Origin of the sequence: Staphylococcus muscae (assembly GCF_003019275.1) — a bacterium.
Classification (GTDB): domain Bacteria; phylum Bacillota; class Bacilli; order Staphylococcales; family Staphylococcaceae; genus Staphylococcus; species Staphylococcus muscae.
Genome location: NZ_CP027848.1, coordinates 183,623 through 208,964, shown reverse-complemented (window position 1 = coordinate 208,964; position 25,342 = coordinate 183,623). Strand labels below are relative to the sequence as shown.

Here is a 25,342-nt window from a genome sequence, read left to right as displayed (position 1 = left end):
TTATTGTTGCTCCTCCTTCATCACTTCATCAATTGTATTCAAATTCACACTGACTAGCTTCGAAACACCAAGTTCTTGCATTGTGACACCATATAGTCTATCACACATCTCCATTGTCCCTTTGCGATGCGTAATTACGATAAACTGTGTTTGTTCGGATAGTGTTTTTAAATATGAAGCATAACGCATTACATTCGCTTCATCGAGTGCCGCTTCAACTTCATCGAGTATCACAAATGGTGCTGAGCGTACCTGCAATATCGCAAATAGTAACGCAATTGCGCTGAGCGCACGTTCACCACCACTTAGTAATGACAAATGTTGTAGTTTCTTACCGGGTGGTTGTACTTTGATATCTACACCTGCAGTCAAGTAGTCATTCTCCGTTAGTAACAATTCTGCTTGTCCACCACCGAACAACGTCTGGAATACTTCTGAAAAATGTTTTTGAATCGCATGAAATGTCTCGCTAAAACGTGTCACCACTTCTTGATCCATCTCATTAATCAACTGTTCAAGCGTTGACTTAGCTTCACGTAAGTCATCACGTTGTGCACTTAAAAATGTGTAACGCTCATTGACTTCTTCATATTGTGAGACTGCATTCATGTTCACTGGTCCAAGTTCATCAATCGACATCTGTGTCAACTTGACCTTTTGGCGTAAAGCTTCAATATCTTGATCACCTATTGGATATGTTTTGGCCGCATATTCATAAGTCATATGATAACGTGTGGACAGGTGATCCATCGCATGATCAATCAATACATCCAAACGAGATTGTGCACCTTTTACTTCTTGATATTGGTTCTCAAGCATTAGCAGTTGTTGATGTGTTTCTTCAAGCGCATGTTCATTTGCTTCAATCAACTGTTCAATAGATTGGCGTTTTGTACGTAAAGTATCTTGTTCATTCATCAACGTCTCTTTTTGTGTTTGTGCAGTTTGAATCTCAGTCTCTAGTTTGCTCAACGTCGTATCATCGTTTACTTCATCTGAATTGATAATGGACAACTGCGCCTCTAACTTCTGCTCTTGATCTGATATTTGATCAAGTGTCTGCTTCAAACGTGTCTCTGATTGTCGTTGCGTGCGCAATCTTTCATTCAACACCGCTAAGTCTGATTGCTTTTGGTGAAGTTGTTGTTGGCATTCGGCAAGTTGTGCCTTACCTTCCTTACTCTCTGTTGTTAATTGCTTAATCTGACGATCCAAAGTTGCTAATTGTTCAGCAATTTCCGATTTTCTACGTTCTTGTGCGGCTAACGTTGCTTTGCCTTTATCACTTTGATAACCATCATTTTTCTCAAACTCAAATGCTTCATGATCATTTTGAAGTCGTTGAACAACTTCATCATAACGGTCATATTCTAAGTCTAAGTCATGTAACACTTGTTTCAAATGATTGTATTGCTGTTGTAATTTGACATACTCATCACTATGGCGTGTCTGTTCTGCTTTCTTTTCAGCACAAAAACGCTCAAGTTGTTGTGTCTTCTGTTGGTAATCTGCCAGTTGCACTTCTAATTGTTGTACTTCATCTTTTTGGCGTAACAATGATTGACGTTGTGCTGCACCGCCACCTGTCATCGAGCCACCCGGATTCACGACATCGCCATCTAATGTAACAATACGAACTTTATATCCGATGCTTTGTGCCACTTCATTCGCATGCTTCAAGTCATCAACAATCAGAATACGCCCTAACAAATAATCAACGATGTGTTGATATGACTGTTCTGTCGATACGACTTGATTAGCAACTGCTATAAACCCTGCATGTTGTTGTGCCTTTTGCACTAAGTACTGATCGACTTGTTTCGGTTGAATAACGGAAAGTGGTAAAAATGTCGCACGCCCAAGCCGTTTCGACTTCAAATATTGAATGGCTTTACGTGCTGCTGCTTCATCCGTTGTAATGACGTGTTGCATACTCGCACCAAGCGCCGTTTCAATAGCTGTCGTATATTGAGACGGTACATCAATTTTTTGCGCAACTGCACCATGTATACCCGTCAAAGTGTCCGTTGCTTTTAATACCGCTTTTACTCCTTGATAGAAAAAACTCAAGTCGTCTTCTCGCATCTTCATACTATCAATGCGAGATTTCAACTTATCATTATAACGATATGCCTGATGTAACTTCTCCTCCGACTCCGCATGTAATTGTTTCACTTCTGTTAAGGCAACTTCTGTTTCTTTACTTCGTGACTTCACACTTTCAAGTTGTCTTCGCTTCTCTTGTCGTTCCGACTCAACACGTGTCAACTGTTCCTTCGCTTCATCCAGTTTTGCATAGGATTCAGACATGCGTGAGTCCAAGCGTGTTTGTTTTTTCTCATGTTCTTCAAGTGTTCGTGTTAAAAAACGAATTTCGTTATTAATGTCTGACTGCTCAGTCATCAGTTGATAATATCGATCTTTCAACTGTTCCACATCTTCATCTGAAATAGATTGAGACGTTTCAAACGTCGTTTCCAATTCATGAACTTCTTGTGTCAACTGTTGCTTTTGCTTTTTTAATGATGCAAATTGTTCCTTAACTTCTGTTAATTCGTCTATTACACTTGTACGTTGTGTCAACAGGTCCGCTTGTTCTTCTTCTATGCGAGCATTCGTTTGAGATTGGTTTTTCTGACGCTCTTCTATCAAATGATATTGTCCAGTCAACTTTTCAACTTGCTCAGTCACTTCGATCAATTGTGCATTCAAACGTTCTAATTGACCATCAATATCGAAACGTTCACCCTTATTCGTTTTGATTGTGCGCATCATTTGATGTTTCTTAGTTTGCGTGCGTTCTTGATCACTCTTCAATCGATTCAGTGAGACATCATGTTCCGCAATTTGCGCACGATACCCTTTTATGTCATGAACCGTCACACTCACATCACTTTCTTGTAAAATATCAGATAGTGCTGTATATTCTTTTGCAATCGCCGCTTCTTCTTTTAACGGTTCGACACGTGCTTCTAAGTCCACCAAAATATCTTCTACACGCATCAAATTATCTTCTGTCTGTTCCAACTTGTCGAGTGATGCTGCTTTACGTTTTTTATACTTCAAAACCCCTGCTGATTCTTCAATAATCTGCCTGCGGTCAATCGGTTTTGCGTTTAAGACTTCATCTACACGCCCTTGTGAAATAATGCTAAATGCTTCTTTCCCTAAACCCGAATCAAGGAACAATTCAGTAATATCTTTTAAACGTTGTTGATCATTATTTAAAAAATAGGCACTTTCACCACTGCGATACAAACGACGTGTGACAACGACTTCATCCGCATCAATATTCAACTGACGTTTCGTATTATCAAGCTTCAATTGTACTTCCGCATAGTTTTGTGCATTTCGATGTTTAGCACCTGAGAAAATAATGTCTTCCATCTTACTACCACGCAACGAACGTGCAGATTGTTCACCTAGCACCCATTTGATCGCATCCGTAATGTTACTCTTTCCACTACCATTCGGACCTACAATCGCTGTAACACCTTGATCAAATTGTATTTGTGTTGGCTCTGCAAAAGACTTAAAACCATGTGCATCAATAGACTTTAAATACACCATCGCTTACTCCTTATCGTTCATTTTTACATAGGCACGCTCTGCAGCCTTTTGTTCAGATTCTTTCTTCGTTCTACCATCACCTTTTGCAATTGCTTTACCATTCAATAACACTTGTGATGTAAACTGTTTATTATGGGCAGGCCCTTCTTCTTTGGCAATACGATATGATAATGCCCCTAAATGATGTTGATGGATATATTCTTGTAGCTTTGTTTTGAAATCCACAACACCCATCAATGTTTCATCTTCAATATGTGGGAAAATCGCATATTCCGCAAACTGTCTCACTGCTTCTAGTCCTTGATCTAAATATAATGCTCCTACAAACGCTTCAAAAGCATCAGAAACCAACGCAGGCCGTGTGCGTCCCCCCGTCTTCTCTTCACCATTCCCTAACAGGATAAGTGGATTCAAATCAATATTCGTCGCAAATATTACAAGTGAGGGTTCACACACAATAGTTGCACGCATCTTTGTCAAATTCCCTTCTGGTAGATGTGGATATTCATCATATAAATAGCGTGATACCGTCAATTCTAATACCGCGTCGCCTAGAAACTCTAAACGCTCATTATGCATCAAACGAGGCATATTGAAGTCATTAATAAAACTTGAATGTGAAAATGCCTGTTGATAAATTTCAATTTGATTGTATGACAATCCAAGTTCCTTCATCTTTTCATCAAATCTTTCTCTAAAAACACGAACTAACGCCTCTTTGCTCAACTTAGCCATATTGCTTGCCTCCTTATTCTTGTTGCTTAATTATTTCATCATAAATGCAATGCATGATTCAAAAATACATATAGTAAAAAATCTGAGCCGACACAAATCGGCTCAGATGAAAACAATTATTTTTCAAGTGTATTAATGAAATTAACAGCGTCGCCTACTGTATTGATTTTTTCCGCTTCTTCATCCGGAATTTCTGTACCGAATTCATCTTCTAATTCCATCACTAATTCTGCGATGTCAAGTGAATCTGCGCCTAAATCGTCTTTGAATGATGCACCTTCAGTGACCTTGTCAGCATCTACGCCTAAACGGTCAACGATGATGTCTTTAACTTTATCGAAGTTTTCCACAGTCTGTCACCTCCTTTAAAGATTCAAGGACTCTCCCTTGGTCGACTGTAGTGATACTTGTAATTGATCATACCCGACTGTTATATTTTGCCATGATATTGTCAGAATTACAAGCCACGCCATCATTGACTTTTCACACGGGGAGTTTCCTGTATATTATAGCATGGTTCCCGCAACAGCGCAGGTTATTCCATGTGCATACCACCATTAACATGAATTGTTTGTCCAGTAATATAGCTCGCTTTTTCTGAAGCTAAAAATGCGACTGTATGAGCGATATCAGTATCTTGACCGAAGCGACCGAGTGGAATTTGACCTTTCATCGTTTCTTTCAACTCATCACTCAGTGCATCGGTCATATCAGATACGATAAAGCCTGGTGCAACAGCATTGACTGTAATGTTACGTGATGCCAATTCACGTGCTGCCGTTTTGGTCATCCCAATGACACCTGCTTTAGTCGCAACATAGTTGATTTGACCAGGATTTCCAACTGCACCTACCACACTTGTTAAGTTGATAATACGACCTTGACGTTGTCTTAACATTTGTGGAGTGACCTTTTGAATACAGTTAAAGACACCTTTTAAGTTTGTATCAACAACATCATCCCATTCATGCTCTTTCATGCGCATCAATAAGTTATCGCGTGTAATCCCTGCATTATTCACAAGCACATCGATAGAGCCAAATATTTGAACGACTTCCTTCATCATCGCTTTCACTTCATCACCATTTGCGACGTTCGCTTGAATGGCGATACTCTCTTGTCCTTTTTCTTGTATCTCCGCAACAACCGCTTCTGCCTTCTCCTTATTGCCAGCATAGTTTACAACTACGTTATAACCTTCTTCAGCAAGTTGCAATGCAATACTACGCCCAATACCACGTGATGCACCTGTTACTAACGCTACTTTAGTCATTCGACAACCATTCCTTTACGTCTTCGAGTGTTTGAATCGAAGTTATTTTAACATCTCTATTGATTTTCTTTACAAGGCCTGAAAGTACTTTGTTCGGTCCAATTTCAACAAAGTGTGTCACACCTTGTGCAATGAGCCATTCGACCGAATCAATAAATTGTACTGGTGAATACAACTGTTCAATCATGTGTGCCTTGATCGTTTCAGCTGATGTCTCCCCTTGTGCGTGGACATTCTGTACAACGGGAACTTTGGCATCATGCCAATCAAATTGATCGATATAAGATGTAAAGTCATCAGCAATCACTTTCATCATCGACGCATGAAAAGGACCAGACACTTGCAATGGCATTACACGTTTCGCTCCTAAAGATTTTCCTTCTTTGACGAGTTGATTGATTGCAGCCGCATGACCAGACACAACAATTTGTCCAGGACAGTTAATATTTGCTGGTTCCACCACTGCGTCATCCGTTGAGATTTGTTGACAAATGTCACGAACTTCTTCAAGTGATAAACCGAGTACAGCGGCCATACTTCCAACACCACTCGGAAATGCTTGTGCCATCAGTTCACCACGACGACGTACAATTTTGATTGCATCTTCAAATGCCAATACACCATTTGCAACAAGACTTGAATATTCCCCAAGACTATGGCCGATAACGTAATCAGCAGTCGGTTCTCCTATCGCTGTATATAGTGCTGTACTATGGGCTAATAATGCAGGCTGCGTATTTTCAGTTTGTGATAAAACACCATCAGTATCGTTAAACATTGTTTCCAATAAATCAAAGTTGACACTTGACTGTGCACTTTCTAAAACTGCTTTTGCCAATGTATCTCCTTCAAACAAATCTTGTGCCATGCCCACTTTTTGTGCCCCTTGACCCGGAAACATAAAAGCTGTTTTACTCATCCGCATCACCAACCATTTCACGCATATTATCAACAATTTGTGTTTCACAAGCAATCTTAGCTTGACGAATAGCTGAATAAAATGCTTTGGCGTTCGAACTACCATGCGCCTTTACAACAACGCCATCTAATCCAAGCAACACTGAACCACCGTATTCCGAATAGTCCATTTGTTTCGCAATGGCTTTCATATCTTTTTTCAATACAAGCGCTGCTAATTTATTTTTAGCACTTGATAAAATATTTTGTTTAATCACTTTACCGAATGATTTTGCAACACCTTCTAAGTTTTTCAAAATCATATTACCTGTAAAACCGTCCGTTACAATGACGTCTGCTTCGTCTTCTAAGATTGACTTCGCTTCAATATTTCCAACAAAGTTGAACTGATCCGTTTCTGCCATCTGTTTATAAGCTGCTTTTGTTAAATTATTCCCTTTTTGCGCTTCTGTCCCGATATTTAACAATGCAACTTTTGGATTTTCAATACCACGCAATTTTTTAGCATAGACATGACCTAAAATTGCATTTTGATAAAGGTGTTCTGCTTTTGCATCAGCATTTGCACCTAAGTCTAATAACACCGTTCCTTTACCACTCACAGAAGGAATCGTCGCAACAAGTGCTGGTCTCGCAACACCTGGTAAGCGGCCGACAACAAATAATCCGGCTGACATCAATGCACCAGTGTTCCCAGCAGATACACATCCTTCTGCTTCATCATTTTTGACAGCTTCTGCCATGCGTACCATAGAGCTGTCTTTCTTTCTTTTAATGGCGCGAACGGGTTCGTCTTCCATTGTAATCATTTCTGAAGTATGACGGAATGTAATACGTGGATGATTCAACGTATATTTTGCTTCGTCACCAAACAATAAAATCTCTAGATCTTCAAAGTCATTGATTGCTTTTTCTACTGCTTCTAAGACGATTTGTGGTGCATCGTCCCCACCCATCATATCAACAGCTATTTTTACCATGTTATTCATCCTCACTTATATAGTACATTTTGAATAATCCTTCAAACACTTTTTCTTCCCCTACGTATGAGCTAACAGTCATTTCATAATACTTATCATCATGATGTGCAACTTCCGCTTCTGCCACAACTGTATCTCCCAAATGAACAGGTTTCACGAAATGGATGTGGCTTTCTTTCGTTAAGACAAAACCATGTTTAATCATTGCAACACACAATGAATTGGCCTGTGCAAATACGATATGTCCACGTGCAATATTATTTCGAGAAAAAACATCATTTCCTGATATCATTAACAAAGACTTGGCAGAGTGATTAGGTTCAAGTGCAATAATATCACCAATGATATCTTGATTCTCCAATGAACTAATATGTGGATATTGTTCTTCAGCGACCTGCTTAACACGTACACGTAGTTCTGGAATATGTAATTGATTCCGATCAAGGCGAATCGTTTGAATGCTTACTTCATACATTTCGCTCAAAGCTTGATCAGTGATAAATGGATTTTGTTCTATCGTTTGTTGTATTAACTTACGTCTTTCATTTTTATTCCTTTTCACTTCATCGCCACCATCATTTAGTACCAAGTCTTAATTGGTTCTTGTATATTCTAACACGTTCTTACTTATCTTCAAAATGATTTAACAGATGTAGATAAAAGATATGCGTCTCTATTTTTTATTTGACTAAACACTAAAAACCTTCGATGCAGTGACTGCACCTATCGGATTGACACATATCTAATCACCCTGTCAGTTTTCGAAAAGTAGCATTCTAACCTCGTTTAAACGGTGTCCTAACCTAGTCGCTAATCAAAACTTTGATGTAGCATATTACGTTCGATAAATTCTCTCAAACGAACAAATTCTTCTGTAAAGAAACGACCGGATTGAATCATTTCCGCCGCTTCATCTCTCGCAACTTCCAACATGCGATAATCTTCTACAAGGTTGGCAACTAAAAAGTCTGGCAAGCCACTTTGTTTTACACCGAAGAAGTCACCCGGGCCACGCATTTCCAAATCACGTTCGCTTAATTCAAAACCATCCGTTGTTTGCGTCATAATTGTCATACGCTCAATTCCTGTTTCAGTTTTAGGAGAAGCGATTAATACACAATAGCTTTGATGATCACTTCGTCCGACACGACCACGTAATTGGTGAAGTGTTGAAAGACCAAATCGATCTGCATCGTAAATCATCATGAAAGTTGCATTTGGTACATTAACTCCCACTTCAACAACGGTCGTTGAAACAAGGATATCCAATTCATGTGAACTGAATTGCTGCATTACTTCATCTTTTTCATCCGATCGCATTTTTCCGTGAAGAATACCGATACGACGATTCGGTAGTTGAGACTTTAAACTCTCATACAATGCAATCACGTTTTGAACGTCTTCCAGATGTTCTGAGCTTTCGATAAGTGGAGAAATGACATAAGCTTGTCTCCCTTTTGTCAACTCTTGTTCCATTTGTGCAAGCACATGATCGTATCCTTCATGTTTAACCCAATGTGTGATAATCGGTTTTCGCCCTTTTGGCATACTTTTAATGGATGATACATCCATCTCACCGAACACAGAAATGGCTAATGTACGCGGTATTGGCGTAGCTGTCATAAATAAGACGTTGCTCAACGCCCCCTTTTCACGCAATGTTTGACGTTGTGCAACACCAAAGCGATGTTGCTCATCTGTAATAACAAGCCCGACATCATGAAAAACAACATCGTCTTGGATAAGTGCATGCGTCCCAATCAAACAGTCGATGTCACCACTCGCTAGCTGTTCTAAAAGTAACTGCCGTTTTTTTCCTTTTACAGAACCTGTTAAAAGTGCCACGTTCATCCTGTCTCCGAATAATTCTGATAAACTTTCCGCATGTTGTTCTGCCAATATTTCTGTCGGTACCATTAAAGCTGATTGATAACCTGCTGTTTTAAGTGCATACATACAAATAGCAGCGACAACCGTTTTACCAGAGCCAACATCACCTTGAAGCAAGCGATGCATACGAATCGGGGCTTTTAAATCACGGAAAATCTCATTGATACTTTGTTTTTGTCCGTCTGTTAATTCAAAAGGAAGGTCTGCAATAAATGCTTTGACTAACTCGATATCGTATTGCACTGCAACAGCTTCATCAGAACTTTTTTCTAAACGATTCAACCACTGCATTCGTAGTTCGAACATAAAAAATTCAGTAAATGCAAAAGTTCGACGTGCTTTTAAAATACTTTCTTGATTCTGTGCTTCGTGTAACGCATGAAGCGTATCACGGAGTGTCTCCAGCTTATATTTTTGTCGAAGTGTCTCTGGTAACCACTCATGAATCGTGACATCTTTTAACGTCATATGAATCATGTCTCGTAAGTTTTTCTGTTTGATCCCTTCTTTGACACGATAAATCGGTGTGAATCGGGCATCAGCTAGCTGAGTAATGTCTGTAAACATTTTCTGTCCGTTAATTTCTTGTTTACGTCGTGACCATTTCCCTTTGATGACAACAGTGTCATGTAACTGTACTTTATTTTTAAGGTAGTGCTGATTGAAGAAGACAACCTTTACAGCGATATCGTTTACCATCATATGAACAGTTAGCTTTGAACGATTGCGTCCTAAAAATGCCACTGTCGGCGTTGAATAGATTTGTCCTTGTACTGTTACAACAGATTCATCTTCGGCTTGCGTCAAATCTATCACCGAATTGTCTTCGTAACGCGTGGGCAAATGCAATATCAAATCTTGTACAGTATAAATATTCATTTCATTAAGTAGTGTTAAGCGTTTAGGCCCTAAGCCTTTAATCGCCTTCAACTCGTATGGATTTTCAATTATCGCTATTTTTGTCATGTTTAATCACCAAATATTTGTTGTTTTAGGCGTTGGCCTGTTGGCGTACCTGCCAAACCACCACGTCCTGTTTCACGCAATTCAACTGGCATTGTTTGACCGATGCGGTGCATTGCATCAATAACTTCGTCTGTCGGAATGCGTGAAGAAATACCTGCGAGTGCCATATCTGCCGACACAATCGCATTGGATGCACCTGCTGCATTACGTTTGACACATGGAACTTCAACAAGGCCAGCCACAGGATCGCATACGAGGCCAAGCATGTTTTTCATACAAATAGCAAATCCTTCTGCTGACTGTTGTGCAGAACCACCAGCAGCTTCAACGATTGCTGCGGCTGCCATCGCACTCGCTGAACCGACTTCTGCTTGACACCCACCAGCAGCACCAGATATAGATGCATTATTCGCTACGACAAAACCAAAAGCACCTGCTGTTAGTAAGAAATTCAACATGCCTTGTCGATCAAGTTGTAACTTGTCTTTGAGCGCAAACAATACGCCTGGTACAACCCCAGCTGAGCCAGCAGTAGGCGTCGCACATATTTTTCCCATCGCTGCATTCACTTCATTCGTTGCAACAGCTTTACTGATGGCATCAAGTACTAGATTGCCAGCTAACGCATTGCCACTTGCGATGTATTGTTGCATCAGTACTGCATCGCCGCCTGTCAAGCCAGTTTTAGATGTAACGCCATTTAACCCCTCTGCAACCGCATTTTCCATCGTCGTTAAGTTACGATCCATGTGCGCATATACATCTTCTTTCGACATGCCAGTCACTGACATTTCTTGTTCAAGCATCACTTCATATATCGCTTTATTTTCTGACTCACATTTTGAAATTAATTCTTTCACACTTTTAAACATTAGAATCCCTCCAATCAACCTTCTCCCATTAACGATACAGTAATAATACCTGGTATTTGGCGAATCTCTTCAATCATTGCAGGACTGACAGACTCGTCCAATTCGCATGTCATTAATGCCTGGTCTCCCTTTTCTTTTCTCGAAACGTGCATACTACCAACATTGATACTGTTCTCACCTAAAACATTTGCTACTTTCCCAATAGTACCAAATGTATCTTTGTGAAAAACGAGCAACGTTGGATAATTTCCACTCATATTGATTGGAAAATTATTAATTGCGACAACTTCAATCTTACCGCCACCAATTGATACCCCTTCAACTGAAATGGTTGTTTCACCGTCAGTCATATCGATAATTGCCGTATTAGGATGCGAACGCTCTTCAGACATCTCAATAAAGTTCACACGCATACCCAGTTCTTTTGCTGTTTCAAGGCTTGATTCGATACGGCTATCATCTGTATCATAGCCGAGCAGTCCGCCCACTAGTGCGACATCAGTACCATGCCCCTTATATGTTTCCATAAATGATCCGAACAAATAAATATCGACTTGCGCTGGCTGACCTCCGAATAATGAACGTGCTACAAGTCCGATGCGAACCGCACCTGCTGTATGCGATGATGATGGACCGACCATCGTAGGTCCAATAATGTCGAATACACTTTTAAATTTCATAGTATCCCCCCTGAATCTCCCCATAAAATATAATGCTATTATAACAATTCTAACTTTTATATTGAAACTTTTGTCACCAATTTCTAAATAATATGAATTTAAATAAAATAAACGTACAAAAAGTGGGACACTTTCTCAATATCATTAAGAAAATGTCCCACTTATCTATCTCACGTCATCTTGCCTTTATTACTCAACAGAGAATAAATAAGGATAGATTGGTTGCTGTCCGTCTTGAATTTCAATTTCAACATCTTCAAAGTGTTCTTCAACAAACGACTCAATAAATGCTGTATGTTCATCTGTTGCTTCTTCACCTGCAATGACTGTTAAAATTTCACTGTCATCATCTAACATTGCTTCTAAAGTTTGTTGTAATGTAGCTTTTGCATCACGGTCACTTACAACGATTTTATCTTCAACTAATCCCATGTATGCATCTTTTTCAATCTTGATGCCGTCGATTTTCGTATCACGCACAGCATACGTAATAGAACCTGACTTAACATTAGATAGCGCATCTGTCATCGCTTCAGCATTTTCTTCCAATGAAGCAGTTGTATCATAACTGAACATCGCTGCAATACCTTGTGGTACTGTACGTGTCGGTACAACGACTGCATCGACATCGACGATTTCAGCTGCTTGTTGACTCGCCATCTGAATATTTTTGTTATTCGGTAAGATGATTGCACGTTTACAACCACTTTCTTGAATCACTGTCACGATATCTTCTGTCGATGGATTCATTGTTTGACCACCACTAATGATATGTGTCGCACCCATTGATTTGAAGAGCTTCGTGATGCCATCACCCATTGAAATCGTAATAATCGCTGTTTCGACTTTTTCAGTCGCTGCTGGTTCAGTTGCTACTTCTTTGTCTGATTTTCCAGCTTCTTTACGCAATACTTCACGGTGTTGTTCACGCATGTTTTCTGCTTTCACCTTGATCAATTCACCATACTTTTGACCGAAAGTAAAAACTTCACCCGGTGTCTCAGTATGTACGTGAACTTTAACGATTTCATCATCGCTAATAACAAGTAATGAATCACCGAAACGACTCATATCTTCTCTGAAAGTTGGTTCGTCAAATGGTTCTTTGCCAGATTGGAAGCGGACCATCATCTCTGTACAGTAACCATAAATGATATCTTCCGTGTTAATCACACCATGGAAGTCATGGTCATCATTGAAGAATTCTTCCTTGTCTACTTTCGGCGTTTGCGCTTCGATTGTTTCACCTTTCATCGCTTTGACAAAGCCTTCGTATACTAACGTTAAACCTTTACCACCGCTATCTACAACGCCTACTTCTTTCAATACAGGTAATAAATTCGGTGTATTCTCTAAAGATTTTTGTGCCGCTTCATATACTGCAGTCATTACTTCTAAACAGTCGTCTGTTTTTTCAGCTGTATCGACTGCCGCTTTACCTGCATCTTTTGCAACTGTTAGAATCGTACCTTCGACTGGTTTCATAACTGCTTTGTATGCTGTTTTAACACCAGCATCAAAGCTGCGTGCAAATTGCTTTGCGTCAATTTCACTTTCATCTTCAAGTGCTTTTGAAAAGCCACGGAAGATTTGTGACAAGATTACACCTGAGTTACCACGTGCTCCCATCAACAATCCTTTCGAAAATGACTTACCTAAGTCACCAATATGGCTCGTTGGATTGTTTTGTACTTCTTCTTTACCTGAAGTCATCGAAAGATTCATATTCGTTCCTGTATCTCCATCTGGTACTGGATATACGTTCAATGAATCCACTAAATCAGCATTGTTTGATAAGTTTTGAGCCCCTTGTATAATCATATCGGCAAATAGATTACCGTTGATTTTCGTAACCATGCGAATGTCCTCCTATTTGTCGTTCCCGTCATTGTTAAAACGTACGCCTTGTACGAATATATTAACTGAGTTTACTTTTAATTTAAGTGTATGTTCTAATGTATATTTCACCGTTGATTGGACGTTTTGTGCAACTTCCGAAATTTTCACGCCATAGCTGACAATAATATACATATCTACATCTAGAGTGCCGTCATTTTCTCTTACAACAATCCCTTTTGCGTAATTTTCATGACCTAATATTTCAGCAATACCATCGCGTACTTGTTGACGAGAAGCCATGCCGACAATCCCGTAACATTCAACTGCTTTACCGCCTACAACAGAAGCGATCACCTCATTCGAAATATCGATACTACCGTAATCATTTGTAATTTCTAATGCCATATCGTTACGCCTCCTATTCTATTAATTGCTTATCGCTACATTTTCGTTGTTAAATTTGCTGTTCAAATCAATAGTACTAATTAAACATACAATTGCACATATTACAATTAGTTATATTTTACTATGTACAGAATATGTACGCTACTATAATGAATAAACTAAGGCCGTTCAACTGCTAAAATCAAGCACTTAAACACCTTATATGTAATCACAATAGTAAATTATAACAGAAACTTAAAAAGACACAAAGTGATTTATAAAATTGTGCCTATCTTTTTATTGCACACACTCTTATATTATGGTATATTACCGTAGTATGTAGTAGCAAAGTGTATTTGTATTTCTTAAAGGAGGTACGATGATGGGTAAAGAATGTTTCGTAACAGGACGTAAAGCATCAACTGGTAACAGACGCTCACACGCATTAAACTCAACGAAGCGTCGTTGGAATGCGAACTTACAAAAAGTGAGAATCCTTGTTGATGGTAAACCTAAAAAAGTTTGGGTTTCAGCACGTGCTTTAAAATCAGGTAAAGTAACACGCGTATAATTTTAATATTATAAGAAATAGAACGAGACTATATGTGGCAGTCTCGTTTTTTTTGTACAAAAAACGACTTGATATCACATTGATATGAACTCAAGTCGTTTCTTTTACTTTTATCATTCAGTCATATCTCGACTGCGTATTTGATATACTAATCCTTCATGCACGTTGATTTGTGCATGTTCATGATGAAACTCATTTGAAATGGTAAGTGTCGTTCCGATTTCTAATGTTTCTTCATCCAAGTCATATTTAAACCCTTTTAAAGACAATGTAACCTGTTCGTTAGCAGGCACAAAAGAAATGTATGGAAACTGTGACTTACATTGGATGTCATAACAACCTTTTGACAATAATGTAATTTCATTTTGAATATCAATCAATTCAATGCGACACGCTTGATAAGAAGGTGCCTTCAACAATTGCATTGCACCCATAAAATGATCTAATCGACCACCTGTTGCACCATAGATGGCAATTTCTTTATATCCATGTGCTACCGCTTCTGCAACAGCAAGCCCTAAGTCTGTATCTGCTTTTTCTGCTGGAACAGGCGAAATGGCGATGTGTTCCGATATCCATGCACGCTCTGCATCGGTAACCGAATCAAAGTCACCTACTGTAAAAGTCGGTTGAATGCCTTGTTCTAAAAGGATCTTTGTTCCACGATCGACACCACCCCATTCTGCATCTTTCAATGTTTCAAAGAGCCCTTCAGGAAGATAACGATCACTGCATAGTAAATGAATACGTTTTGACATTAAGATGACGCCTCACCTTTTAGTGTCACAACAGCTTGTGCATACTGCTCTTGATTGAAGAAGTATGAACCTGCTACGAGCCAATCCGCACCCGCTTCAACAACTTGTTGTGCCGTTTCCGCATTTACACCACCGTCTACTTCAATGCGGAATGACAAACCTAACTTCTCACGCAATATTTTAAGTTCACGAATTTTATCAAGGCTTGATGATATGAACGCTTGTCCACCAAAACCGGGATTCACTGACATAATTAATACGAAGTCGACATCACCAATGATAGGACGTATCGCTTCAATTGATGTGCCAGGGTTTAACACAATACCGGCTTCCTTACCATGTGCATGAATTTTTTGAATGGCACGATGAATATGTGGCGTTGCTTCAACATGGATAGAGACTTTGTCAGCACCTTTTTCACAGAAGTCATCAATGTACGCTTCTGGGTTGTCAATCATTAGATGTACATCGATTGGCAATGATGTCCCACGTCGAACTGCTTCTAGTATCGGAAATCCAATTGAAATATTTGGCACAAACTGTCCATCCATTACGTCAAAATGTACACCGTCAACACCTGCTTTTTCAAGTGCGTGTAGCTCATCTTGTAACTTTAAAAAATCTGCAGATAATAAAGAAGGGAAAACTTTTGTCATTAGTATCGTACCTTTCGATTAGAAATTTCTTGTAGTAATTGTTCGTAATGTTGATATCTGAAATCAGCAATTTCGCCCGATTCCACCAGTGCTTTCACATGACATTTCGGCTCATTTGTGTGCGAGCAATCACGAAACTTACAATACTCACTCGCTTCACTGATTTCAATAAAATACCCATCTAGCTCATACTTTTCAATGTGATCAAAATCAAGCGCACTAAATCCAGGCGTATCCGCAATATAACCATTTGCTCGTGGATAGAGTTCTACATGTCGTGTCGTATGGCGTCCACGGTTCAAAGATTGTGAAATACTATTCGTTTCAAGCGCCAACTCTGGTCGATAACTATTCAGTAGCGTTGACTTCCCAACACCTGATTGACCGCTTAATACTGCTATGCCTGACTCCCACGCATCAAATACCGCTTGAACATCATCATCCTTACCAATAAATTGCGTATCATAACCAATGTGTTGATAAATTGCTAACAAACGTTCAATTTCAGCTCGTTGTGCATCAGTTGCCAAATCTTTCTTCGTAATGACAATCCGTGGTGACAAACCATAAGAATGGGCAATCACAAGAAAACGATCTAACAATTGTGTTGAGAAGTCCGGCTCTACCGCACTCATCACAACAACAAGTATATCAATATTACTCACTGGCGGTCGTTTCAGCTCATTTTTCCGTTCATGTACATGCTGAATATAGCCTGATGCATGCGTTTCAAAATCGATATCTACAATATCACCGACTACCGGTGTTATTTGTTTTTTTCTAAAGAGTCCACGTGGTTTCGCATCAAATTGCTCCCCATCCACATCAACTCGGTATACACCACTGATAGACTTAATAATCTGTCCTGTTTTCAAATTCACACCTCATCTTAATCATCTATTTCAAATTACGTTAATTATACCAAAATACGTCATCTCGTAACAGTTGCGAATGCTACAATGACACACTTCACTTCTGTATATGATATTGATGCGATTTTAATTTTAATATGGAATAGCAAATTTAGATGTCAAAGAAATAAAAACATTGCACTCAGGATAATATCCGATGTACTCAAACCTTATACTACATTCTAAGACCATCCCATATTTGACATCATCTTATACCTGTTTATACTATATTGAAAAAGCATTTTTATAAAAGGAGTACTTTTGCCATTGAAAAAACAACCTTTTCTTATTTTTATAGGCTTGTTATTTATCTGTTTCATCGTAGCATTCACGATTATTAATCGTCCACAGTCAAGCAACGTTCAAGTTCACCCGACAAATGACCCTGACGATGCCTACGTCACAAATAACGCAATAAAAAAACAGTCTGGGAGTGGAAAAGCTTTCCAATTGGCACAGCGTATCGATGATGATGATGTGTCGATTAAAACAGTTCAATCACCCATACCCAAGCCGTATCAATCTATCGGGCGACTCATTAATCATAAAAGAGATATCGCAGGCACAGCCGTTGCGATAGATGATCACACACTATTGACGAATAATCATGTGGTCGAAGAATCAAAAACAAGGCCTGGAAAACGAAACTATCGTCCTGCCAAACCACAATTTTTACGATTCAAACCGATGCAAACACCGACGCAAACTCCTTATACTTTTACCGTGCGTTCAGTCCATATGATTAAGGGCGTCGACTTGGCTGTTGTTCATACTCATGAAAATCTCAGTGATGTCATGACACCAATGCCGATTGCAAGTGAGCATAGTATCGAATCAATGTCATTCAAAGATCGGATTAAGATTGTTGGATACCCTGATCCTAAGTACTTTGAATCACGTTATCCATCACTTGCAAAAATACCTAGTCATCAAATGTTTATTACACAGGGCTATTATTTAAATAAAGCAACTACAAAAGAACCACAAATTTACTTTAATGCCGTTACGAGAAAGGGTAATTCTGGAAGTCCCATGATGAATGTCAATAATGAATTAATTGGTATTTTTCCAAATGGTTTCAATAATTCCGGTCGATCTACTTTCAAATACAATGAAGAAGAAATGGGCTATGGCGTTGTCATGACTAAACATGTGAGAAAAGAAATAAATAATATCTCCTATTAAATGCAATATCCCCCATTTAAAAAGCACGTGACGTATATTTTCGGATATACATCACGTGCTTTTCGTTAGAAGTCATCATATTTTATTTCATTACTTTCCACTTCTTTACCGTCTACAACAACACGATAGCTTGCACTACCACCGTCTTCAATTGTGAAGTTTAATACTTGAGACGTGTTGTTTTTAATTTGGAATGTACGTGGCTTTTTACCATCATTGTTTTTGTCTTTTATATAGACTTCAACTTTTTGAGGTTTTTTATCTTTTCCAGTATATGGAATCGTCAATGATTGCGTATATGTCTTATCATAAGCTTGTTTATTATCTGAGCTGTCTTCTTCATCATCTTTATCCTTGTCATCGTCTTTCGGTTTGTTTTTCAGCTTATCTGCTTCTGAAGCTCCTTTAGAAACGATAAACTTAACTTCAGAACCTTCATCAACTTCTTTATTTTTTGGTGACTGTTTAATAATATGATTTTCCTTCACTTTGTTATCTTCACGTCGTTCAATCACTGTCACTTTCAAACCTTCTGATTCTAAATCTGAAGTTGCTAGTGCAATATCCTTGTACGTATAGTCATTGACATATACTTGGCGTTTACCGAGTGATTCCGTAATCTCAATCATCTCTTTTTTCACAGAAACTTCCGTGCCTGGTGAAACATTTTGCGCTTCGATATGGCCTTTCGGAATGTCATTTTGCGTATAAGCCGTTGTATAATGTACTTTTTCAAAGCCTAATTCTCCGAGTACTTTTTCAGCTTCTTCACGTGATTTACCGACTAAATCCGGCATTTTTTCACGGTGCTCACCTTTCGAAATAACAAGATCCACTGTGCTATCTTGTTTTACTTTCTCGCCTTCTTTCGGACTGATTGAAGCAATTTGACCTTCTTCATACTGATCATTATACGTTTGTGAAACATTGCCTACTTTGAGATTTTTCTCAGCTAGCATCTCTGTCGCACGTTCTTCCGTTTGCCCGAGTACGTTTGGTACTTGGCTATATTTATTCCCCATCATTGCTGCAGTCACGAAGAAAAATAAACTTACAAATAACAACAACAAAATCAATCCCGCAATTACTTTCTTCTTGCGTGAACGTTTCGGTTTTCCCGTATACGCACTTGCCATTGCCGCACGATGTGTTCTCGGTGGTGGCGTTGATCGTGTTGTGTTTTGTTCTGTTTGGACAATCGGAATACTCGCAGTCTCATTTGATGTAACAGGTTCTTGTTGTTGCTTCAATGCATTTTTATCCACTGCGACTGTTTTCGTAATAGATTCGTCAGCTTGGTACATCTGTTCATCTGCTCGACTATCATCGAGTACTGTTGCCACATCGTGTGCCATTTCAGACACTGTCACATAGCGATTTACAGGTTCTTTTTCTGTTGCTCTCAGTATAACGTTACTCAAAGCTTGTGGGATGTCTGGATGATGCTCTGTCACATTGGGTACAGGTTCTTGAATTTGTTTAATCGCAATACTTACTGCTGTTTCACCGTGAAATGGTGCTGCTCCAGTCAACATTTCATATAAAACAATACCAATCGAATAAATATCTGTACGCTCACCTGTTTTTTCGCCTTTTGCTTGTTCAGGTGATAAATATTGTACAGTACCAATCACATGATTCGTTTGTGTCATCGTTGACTCACTCAATGCTTTCGCAATACCAAAATCAACAATTTTCAACGTATCATTGGGGTCAATCATAATATTTTGTGGTTTTATATCACGATGTACAATGCCTTGTTCATGCGCATGTTGAATCCCTTGCATCACTTGTTCAATATAGCCAATCGCTTTCTCAGGGGCAATCGGTCCATGTGTTTTAATGTATTCAGACAATGTTGTTCCTTCAATGAATTCCATCACAAGATAGAAACAATCATCTTCTTCTCCAACATCTAAAACACTGACAATGTTTGGATGCGATAATTGTGTTGTATTCTGAACTTCTCTCTCAAAACGATCAATCGTTGCCTGTCTCTCACTTGCAGGAACTTGGATCATCTTGACTGCAACTTTGCGATTCAAAATCGTATCCATCGCTCCGTATACTTTTGACATGCCACCGCCGCCTAAAACATCTTGAATCTCATAACGTTCATCAATGATGCGCCCGATCATACTGGATCACCTGCAATTTCTGCCAGAATGAATGAAACATTGTCTTTAGCCGCACGCACTTCTGCACGTGCTAACAAGTCATCTCCTAGTTCACGCAGTGTTTTCGGTTCAACAAGTAACTCTTGAATTTCTTGTTTTGTGACATAATCTGTTAAGCCATCGGTATTTAATAATAAATATTGGTAAAACTGTGTGCGTCTTGTATAAACATCTGGACTCACAAGTTTATCTGTTCCCATGACTTTCGTAATAAGGTGTCGTTTCGGATGGTTAAAAGCTTCTTCTTCGGTAATCTGTCCAAGCATTACGAGTTGGTTTACAAATGTATGGTCCATTGTCACTTGATCACACGTTCTGCTGTTCACCAAATAGGCACGTGAATCACCAATATTCGCAACGATGATATGATGATCATACACAAGTGCACAAACACATGTTGTTCCCATACCTGTGTATGCGTCGTTTTCTTGTGCCAATGCATAAAGCTCTAGATTCACTGCTTGTAATGTTTCTTTTAACCACGCTTCTGCTTGATTTTGTTCAATGAAATTTTCGCGTTCAAAACGTGTTTGAAGTGCTTCTACAACAAACTGCGATGCCACTTCACCAGCCAAATGACCGCCCATACCATCACACATGACAAGTAACTGTTGATCTGTTTGATTGTAAAAGACACCGGCCGCATCTTCGTTCTGATCACGATAATCTCCTGTTATCGAATAAAGTTCTGCATTTAACATCACTCTCTACCTCGTTTCTGCTTCTCGTTCCTTCGCGCGTAACTGTCCACATGCTGCATCGATGTCAGCACCTTGTTCACGACGAATCGTCGCATTAATACCGAGACGTTTTAATTCTTTTTCAAACTTAAAGATATCTTCTTTCGGTGTTTTTACATAGTTACGTTCTGGTACATGATTGACTGGAATTAAGTTCACATGACAGTTCAAATGTTTGATCAACGCTGCGAGTTCACGTGCATGTGTCAATTGATCATTCACACCACCAAACAAGCCATATTCAAATGTAATACGACGGTTGGTTTTCTCTTGATAGTATTCAATTGCTTCAATTAATTTGTTCACATCATAAGCACGGTTAATCGGCATGAGTTGTGAACGGATATCATTGTTCGCTGCGTGCAAACTAATCGCAAAGTTGATTTGTAATGATTCATCCGCAAAATCATAAATACGTGGAATAATGCCAGATGTTGATACCGTAATGTGGCGTGCACCAATATTGAGACCATTATCATCATTAATGATTTTTAAGAAATCCATCATTTCATCATAGTTCTCAAAAGGTTCACCGATTCCCATGATAACGATTGATGACACACGCTCGTCTGTTTCGTCCAACGCTTTCTGTACAGTTAATACTTGTGAAACAATCTCACCTGCTTCAAGATTACGCTTCAATCCACCTAATGTTGAAGCACAGAACGTACAACCGATACGGCAACCAACTTGTGTTGTCACGCAAACTGAGTTGCCATATTCATGTCGCATTAAAACTGTTTCAATTGTATAACCATCTTGCAATTCAAACAAAAACTTAATCGTACCGTCACGACTTTCTTGTCGTACAACAGTTTCTAATGTCGTCATTGTAAAGTTATCTTCAAGCAGTTGACGTAAGTCTTTCGACAAGTTCGTCATCTCATCAAATTGATTGACTCGTTTGTCATAAAGCCATTCAAATATTTGCTTTGCTCTAAAGCTTTGTTGTCCATGTGTTTTCAACCAATCTTTCATTTCGTCAAAGCGGACGGAATAAATTGATTGTTTCTCAAAATCAGGCAAGAATTTATTTTTTTTCTTCTTTTCTGCTGTTATCATCTCACTGATCCTTTCTTCTTATCTTCGTTATAAAAAAGCCATCTGCATCAAAATCTTGTGGTAGAAGTTGTAATGTTTTAACTTGTTCTTTCGTTCTTGGATCTTGTAATGTAACAAATTCAAATTCAGGATGTGCTTTTAAAAAGGTATAAATCACATTCTCATTCTCCATTTGTTCTATTGTACAGGTTGAATAGATGAGCTCGCCACCTATTTTTAAATTTTGCGCAACATTGTTAAGGATTTGTAATTGAATCTTAACTAATTGATCGACCGTTTCTTGGTTCATTGTATATCGAATTTCTGGTTTGTGTCGTAGTACACCAAGTCCACTACAAGGGGCATCGACTAATATACGATCAAATGTCCCTTCATAAGGTGCTGTCGCATCATGCTGACGAGCTTGAATGCCTGACAATCCTAACTTATCAATATTATGTTGAATCAATCCAATTTTATGATCATGGATATCCGTCGCAAGTATTTCCCCTGTTCCATCTAATATCTCTGCCATATGACATGACTTGCCACCTGGTGCACTGCAACAATCTAACACGCGTTGTCCATGTTGTAAATCTATCATTTCTGCAACAAACATTGAACTTTTATCTTGAATACTAATCTTACCTTCTCTAAACAGTTGCGACTGCATCACGCCTGTGCCTTCAACAATCAAACAGTGTGCAATATCGTTATCTTGTTGTACACGATACCCTTCTTCTATCAATTGTGCTACCGCTTCATCAGGTGTCAGTTTTGTACGATTTACACGCACTGTCTGTACAGCTGGAAGCAACATCTGTGCAGCGATTTCTTCGGTTTTTTCAAGTCCAAAGTGTGTTTTCCAATGACGAATAATCCACGTAGGCAGACTGTAACGAATGGATAACTGCTCTTCTTTATTTTTAATACTATCGATACTTCTCAACGGTTGCGTCGTTGCTTGGCGAAGAATCGCATTCACTGTATTGCCTGTTTGTTTACCACCACGTTGCTTAGCAATTTCAACCGCTTCATTAATAATGGCATGCGTAGGAATTTTATCCATATAGACGAATTGATACAAACTCATCCAAAGCAGACGTCTCACCCATCCTTTAATTTTCGTTTTGACGTACGGCTTTAAATAAAAATCTAAAGTGAGTTTTCGTTTCAGTGTCCCATAGACAAGAGCCGTGTAAAGACCTCGATCAGCAGGACTTAAAGGGTGTTCCTGTAACACTTCATTCATTTTTAAATTACTGTATGCACCATCTTTTAATACTGCTTCTAATGTTTGATAACTCAGTTCACGTACAGTTGTCATGAATGTAATTCCTTTCCAACGAGAGTTTCGTGATAACCACTCAAGAAGTTCGCAACAGGCATTCTTTTCTTCCCTGCAAGTTGAATTTCTGTCAATGCAATAGCATCTTCAGAACCCGTTCCGACTATTATTTGTTTTTTTGTCGTTTCGATAATTTGTCCCGGCTCACCTTGCTTACCAGTCACAATGTGTGCATCGTATAACTTCATGACTTTATCATCTAACTTCGTATATGCAACCGGCCATGGTGATAAACCACGAATATGATTAAAGACCGCACGTGCATCTTTGGTCCAATCAATACGCTCATCTTCACGTTGAATGTTAGAAGCAAAAGTCGCTTTATCAGATTCTTGCAGTGTACGCGCATTCGTTCCATCTAAAATACTAGGCAGTGTTTCCTGTAAAAGCACTGTTCCAAGATCACTTAACTTATCATGCATAGATCCTACATTATCCGTCTCTTCTATTGGAATGGCACGTTGTGAAATAATGTCTCCTGCATCTAATTGTTTTACCATATACATAATTGTGACACCTGTTTCTGCCTCACCATCGATAATAGATTGATGGATAGGTGCACCTCCACGATATTTAGGTAATAAAGACGCATGCACATTTACAGCACCATATGTTGGGTGTGAAAGTAATGATTCTGGCAATAATTGTCCAAAAGCTGCAGTAACGATTAAATCACATGGCATATTTAATAGTGTTTCTAACTCTTCAGACCCTGTAAGCTTTTCAGGTTGGAGAACAGGAATATTATGTGCTACCGCTACTTTTTTCACTGGTGGCGGCGTCAGTGTTCTCTTTCTACCCACAGGTCTATCTGGTTGTGTAACAACAGCAATAACTTCTTCCGTCTCGATTAACATTTCTAATATTTTCGTTGAGAAATCGGGTGTCCCCATAAAAATTATTTTACTCATCTTCTAAATACGCCTCCAATTCTGCTTCTGTCACTTCTTTTTTCATTTTATCAATAAATAAAATACCGTTTAATGTATCAATCTCATGTAAAATCATACGTGCAATATCATCATATGCTGTGAGTTCCACTTCATTGCCATGCAAGTCGTAGCTTTTCACAACAATCATACGACTTCTCTCAACTTCACCGTAACGACCTGGAACACTCATACATCCTTCCAACTCGATAGCTGTTTCCGAGCTAGAAGAAATAATTTCCGGGTTTATCAATTGCAGCAAACCATCTTGTCCCATATCGATTAAAGCCACTTGTTGATTTACACCGATTTGTGGTGCGGCAATCGCCTGACTGTCCATCTCATACATCGTATCTTCAAGATTTTCTATTAAAGTTGTTAGCTTTTCGTTAAATGTTGTTACCGGTAGCGTCTTTTGTCGCAAATTAGACGTGCGATAATTTAAAATTTTTTTTATCGCCATGATGCACACTCCTCATACAAAATTCATCATTTCATTATAGCTTAAATCTCGTTCAAACGATAGTTCTGTGCCATGTGATAACGTTAAAAACCTTTCATATCAACTGTTTGATTACTTTTCTTTCCCATTACTTTGAAACATCAAAAATCAACATATTAAATACTTAAGAACATCAATTATCACTATCTCAAAATAGTTATTAAGTTTTTATTTTAATTAAATTTCGATGTTGTTTTTATAAAAATCTTAGCATATAATCTCCTTAGCAGTATGAATATACGCTAAATAAAACGTATAGGGGTGTAAATATGAATAAGAAGTACGATTTTATTCCAAATCGGCTGAATAAGTACTCTATTCGAAAGTTTACCGTGGGCGTTGCCTCCATTTTAGTCGGCTCCACATTAATTTTCGGATTAAGTGATGATGCCAAAGCGGATGAAATTGAAACACAGG

The 25,342-nt window shown here is 38.8% G+C and carries 23 protein-coding genes and 1 pseudogene; 3 read left to right on the top strand and 21 right to left on the bottom strand.

What is annotated here, in order from left to right; genetic code table 11:
* The 12 genes from smc to C7J88_RS00955 form a co-directional block, all read right to left on the bottom strand.
* Positions 1-3,570: a chromosome segregation protein SMC gene (gene smc, locus C7J88_RS01010; RefSeq protein WP_095116323.1), complete on the bottom strand. Its 3,570-nt coding sequence runs from the start codon at positions 3,568-3,570 to the stop codon at positions 1-3.
* A gap of 3 nt (positions 3,571-3,573) precedes the next feature.
* On the bottom strand, positions 3,574-4,305 hold the full coding sequence (gene rnc, locus C7J88_RS01005; RefSeq protein ID WP_095116321.1) for a ribonuclease III: 732 nt from the start codon (positions 4,303-4,305) through the stop codon (positions 3,574-3,576).
* A 116-nt stretch (positions 4,306-4,421) separates the two neighbouring features.
* Positions 4,422-4,655 carry an acyl carrier protein gene (locus C7J88_RS01000; RefSeq protein ID WP_044361001.1) on the bottom strand — a complete coding sequence of 78 codons (234 nt, stop codon included), beginning with the start codon at positions 4,653-4,655 and terminating at the stop codon, positions 4,422-4,424.
* Between the two features lie 185 nt (positions 4,656-4,840).
* Positions 4,841-5,578: a 3-oxoacyl-[acyl-carrier-protein] reductase gene (gene fabG / locus C7J88_RS00995; RefSeq protein WP_095116319.1), complete on the bottom strand. Its 738-nt coding sequence runs from the start codon at positions 5,576-5,578 to the stop codon at positions 4,841-4,843.
* The gene (fabD, locus tag C7J88_RS00990; RefSeq protein ID WP_095116317.1) at positions 5,571-6,497 is read right to left on the bottom strand and encodes an ACP S-malonyltransferase; all 927 of its coding nucleotides are present in this window, start codon (positions 6,495-6,497) and stop codon (positions 5,571-5,573) included. Before fabD ends, fabG begins: the two co-directional genes overlap by 8 nt.
* Positions 6,490-7,476, bottom strand: a complete 987-nt coding sequence (gene plsX, locus C7J88_RS00985; RefSeq protein ID WP_095116315.1) for a phosphate acyltransferase PlsX — start codon at positions 7,474-7,476, stop codon at positions 6,490-6,492. The genes fabD and plsX overlap by 8 nt, the downstream gene beginning before the upstream one ends.
* Before the next feature lies 1 nt (position 7,477).
* Entirely contained in the window at positions 7,478-8,038 is a 561-nt protein-coding gene (gene fapR, locus C7J88_RS00980; protein ID WP_169712254.1) for a transcription factor FapR, read from the bottom strand.
* Positions 8,039-8,286: 248 nt separating this feature from the next.
* Positions 8,287-10,332 carry an ATP-dependent DNA helicase RecG gene (gene recG, locus C7J88_RS00975; protein ID WP_095116311.1) on the bottom strand — a complete coding sequence of 682 codons (2,046 nt, stop codon included), beginning with the start codon at positions 10,330-10,332 and terminating at the stop codon, positions 8,287-8,289.
* 2 nt (positions 10,333-10,334) lie between these two features.
* Complete coding sequence (gene sdaAA / locus C7J88_RS00970; RefSeq protein ID WP_095116309.1) at positions 10,335-11,204, bottom strand: L-serine ammonia-lyase, iron-sulfur-dependent, subunit alpha; 870 nt, start codon at positions 11,202-11,204, stop codon at positions 10,335-10,337.
* A gap of 14 nt (positions 11,205-11,218) precedes the next feature.
* On the bottom strand, positions 11,219-11,884 hold the full coding sequence (gene sdaAB, locus C7J88_RS00965) for an L-serine ammonia-lyase, iron-sulfur-dependent subunit beta (RefSeq protein ID WP_095116306.1): 666 nt from the start codon (positions 11,882-11,884) through the stop codon (positions 11,219-11,221).
* 189 nt (positions 11,885-12,073) lie between these two features.
* On the bottom strand, positions 12,074-13,741 hold the full coding sequence (gene fakA, locus C7J88_RS00960; protein WP_095116304.1) for a fatty acid kinase catalytic subunit FakA: 1,668 nt from the start codon (positions 13,739-13,741) through the stop codon (positions 12,074-12,076).
* Between the two features lie 12 nt (positions 13,742-13,753).
* Positions 13,754-14,128, bottom strand: coding sequence for an Asp23/Gls24 family envelope stress response protein (locus C7J88_RS00955; RefSeq protein ID WP_095116302.1), 375 nt, complete (start codon positions 14,126-14,128; stop codon positions 13,754-13,756).
* A 361-nt stretch (positions 14,129-14,489) separates the two neighbouring features.
* Here C7J88_RS00955 and rpmB point away from each other — a divergent pair, with 361 nt between their 5' ends.
* Positions 14,490-14,678 carry a 50S ribosomal protein L28 gene (rpmB, locus tag C7J88_RS00950; protein ID WP_086429264.1) on the top strand — a complete coding sequence of 63 codons (189 nt, stop codon included), beginning with the start codon at positions 14,490-14,492 and terminating at the stop codon, positions 14,676-14,678.
* Between the two features lie 113 nt (positions 14,679-14,791).
* Here rpmB and C7J88_RS00945 read toward each other — a convergent pair whose 3' ends face one another.
* Genes C7J88_RS00945 through rsgA form a run of 3 tightly spaced genes read right to left on the bottom strand, consistent with a single transcriptional unit; the run spans position 14,792 to position 16,967 of the window.
* Positions 14,792-15,436, bottom strand: a complete 645-nt coding sequence (locus C7J88_RS00945; RefSeq protein WP_095116300.1) for a thiamine diphosphokinase — start codon at positions 15,434-15,436, stop codon at positions 14,792-14,794.
* Positions 15,436-16,092 (bottom strand): ribulose-phosphate 3-epimerase, encoded by a 657-nt coding sequence (gene rpe / locus C7J88_RS00940; protein WP_095116298.1) that lies wholly within the window; start codon positions 16,090-16,092, stop codon positions 15,436-15,438. Before rpe ends, C7J88_RS00945 begins: the two co-directional genes overlap by 1 nt.
* Positions 16,092-16,967 carry a ribosome small subunit-dependent GTPase A gene (gene rsgA / locus C7J88_RS00935; RefSeq protein WP_095116296.1) on the bottom strand — a complete coding sequence of 292 codons (876 nt, stop codon included), beginning with the start codon at positions 16,965-16,967 and terminating at the stop codon, positions 16,092-16,094. The genes rpe and rsgA overlap by 1 nt, the downstream gene beginning before the upstream one ends.
* Positions 16,968-17,270: 303 nt before the next feature.
* On the opposite strand from rsgA, the gene C7J88_RS00930 reads away from it, so the two are divergent.
* Complete coding sequence (locus C7J88_RS00930) at positions 17,271-18,188, top strand: trypsin-like serine peptidase (protein ID WP_157728679.1); 918 nt, start codon at positions 17,271-17,273, stop codon at positions 18,186-18,188.
* Positions 18,189-18,253: 65 nt separating this feature from the next.
* On the opposite strand, the gene pknB is transcribed toward C7J88_RS00930, so the two are convergent.
* The 6 genes from pknB to def are packed head-to-tail and all read right to left on the bottom strand — an operon-like array spanning position 18,254 to position 24,886.
* Positions 18,254-20,326, bottom strand: coding sequence for a Stk1 family PASTA domain-containing Ser/Thr kinase (gene pknB / locus C7J88_RS00925; RefSeq protein WP_095116291.1), 2,073 nt, complete (start codon positions 20,324-20,326; stop codon positions 18,254-18,256).
* Positions 20,323-21,066: a Stp1/IreP family PP2C-type Ser/Thr phosphatase gene (locus C7J88_RS00920; RefSeq protein ID WP_095116290.1), complete on the bottom strand. Its 744-nt coding sequence runs from the start codon at positions 21,064-21,066 to the stop codon at positions 20,323-20,325. Before C7J88_RS00920 ends, pknB begins: the two co-directional genes overlap by 4 nt.
* Positions 21,067-21,072: 6 nt before the next feature.
* On the bottom strand, positions 21,073-22,167 hold the full coding sequence (rlmN, locus tag C7J88_RS00915; RefSeq protein WP_095116287.1) for a dual-specificity RNA methyltransferase RlmN: 1,095 nt from the start codon (positions 22,165-22,167) through the stop codon (positions 21,073-21,075).
* Position 22,168: 1 nt separating this feature from the next.
* Positions 22,169-23,473, bottom strand: coding sequence for a 16S rRNA (cytosine(967)-C(5))-methyltransferase RsmB (gene rsmB / locus C7J88_RS00910; protein WP_095116285.1), 1,305 nt, complete (start codon positions 23,471-23,473; stop codon positions 22,169-22,171).
* Positions 23,470-24,405, bottom strand: a complete 936-nt coding sequence (fmt, locus tag C7J88_RS00905; protein ID WP_095116284.1) for a methionyl-tRNA formyltransferase — start codon at positions 24,403-24,405, stop codon at positions 23,470-23,472. Before fmt ends, rsmB begins: the two co-directional genes overlap by 4 nt.
* Positions 24,398-24,886 carry a peptide deformylase gene (gene def / locus C7J88_RS00900; protein WP_095116282.1) on the bottom strand — a complete coding sequence of 163 codons (489 nt, stop codon included), beginning with the start codon at positions 24,884-24,886 and terminating at the stop codon, positions 24,398-24,400. Before def ends, fmt begins: the two co-directional genes overlap by 8 nt.
* A gap of 308 nt (positions 24,887-25,194) precedes the next feature.
* Between def and C7J88_RS10715 the strand changes: the two are divergent.
* Positions 25,195-25,329 (top strand): annotated as a pseudogene (locus C7J88_RS10715) (YSIRK-type signal peptide-containing protein); the annotation flags it as partial.
* Positions 25,330-25,342: the final 13 nt, after the last annotated feature.

Excerpts from the sequence above, each read along its gene's own strand:
- def (WP_095116282.1), bottom strand. The coding sequence starts at position 24,886 with ATGGCGATAAAAAAAATTTTAAATTATCGCACGTCTAATTTGCGACAA.
- sdaAB (WP_095116306.1), bottom strand. The coding sequence starts at position 11,884 with ATGAAATTTAAAAGTGTATTCGACATTATTGGACCTACGATGGTCGGT.
- sdaAA (WP_095116309.1), bottom strand. The coding sequence starts at position 11,204 with ATGTTTAAAAGTGTGAAAGAATTAATTTCAAAATGTGAGTCAGAAAAT.
- pknB (WP_095116291.1), bottom strand. The coding sequence starts at position 20,326 with ATGATCGGGCGCATCATTGATGAACGTTATGAGATTCAAGATGTTTTA.
- fmt (WP_095116284.1), bottom strand. The coding sequence starts at position 24,405 with ATGAGTAAAATAATTTTTATGGGGACACCCGATTTCTCAACGAAAATA.
- rnc (WP_095116321.1), bottom strand. The coding sequence starts at position 4,305 with ATGGCTAAGTTGAGCAAAGAGGCGTTAGTTCGTGTTTTTAGAGAAAGA.
- smc (WP_095116323.1), bottom strand. The coding sequence starts at position 3,570 with ATGGTGTATTTAAAGTCTATTGATGCACATGGTTTTAAGTCTTTTGCA.
- rpe (WP_095116298.1), bottom strand. The coding sequence starts at position 16,092 with ATGACAAAAGTTTTCCCTTCTTTATTATCTGCAGATTTTTTAAAGTTA.
- fabG (WP_095116319.1), bottom strand. The coding sequence starts at position 5,578 with ATGACTAAAGTAGCGTTAGTAACAGGTGCATCACGTGGTATTGGGCGT.
- fakA (WP_095116304.1), bottom strand. The coding sequence starts at position 13,741 with ATGGTTACGAAAATCAACGGTAATCTATTTGCCGATATGATTATACAA.
- rsmB (WP_095116285.1), bottom strand. The coding sequence starts at position 23,473 with ATGACAACTGTACGTGAACTGAGTTATCAAACATTAGAAGCAGTATTA.
- C7J88_RS00945 (WP_095116300.1), bottom strand. The coding sequence starts at position 15,436 with ATGTCAAAACGTATTCATTTACTATGCAGTGATCGTTATCTTCCTGAA.
- fabD (WP_095116317.1), bottom strand. The coding sequence starts at position 6,497 with ATGAGTAAAACAGCTTTTATGTTTCCGGGTCAAGGGGCACAAAAAGTG.
- rpmB (WP_086429264.1), top strand. The coding sequence starts at position 14,490 with ATGGGTAAAGAATGTTTCGTAACAGGACGTAAAGCATCAACTGGTAAC.
- rlmN (WP_095116287.1), bottom strand. The coding sequence starts at position 22,167 with ATGATAACAGCAGAAAAGAAGAAAAAAAATAAATTCTTGCCTGATTTT.
- recG (WP_095116311.1), bottom strand. The coding sequence starts at position 10,332 with ATGACAAAAATAGCGATAATTGAAAATCCATACGAGTTGAAGGCGATT.
- C7J88_RS00955 (WP_095116302.1), bottom strand. The coding sequence starts at position 14,128 with ATGGCATTAGAAATTACAAATGATTACGGTAGTATCGATATTTCGAAT.
- plsX (WP_095116315.1), bottom strand. The coding sequence starts at position 7,476 with ATGGTAAAAATAGCTGTTGATATGATGGGTGGGGACGATGCACCACAA.
- C7J88_RS00920 (WP_095116290.1), bottom strand. The coding sequence starts at position 21,066 with ATGTTAAATGCAGAACTTTATTCGATAACAGGAGATTATCGTGATCAG.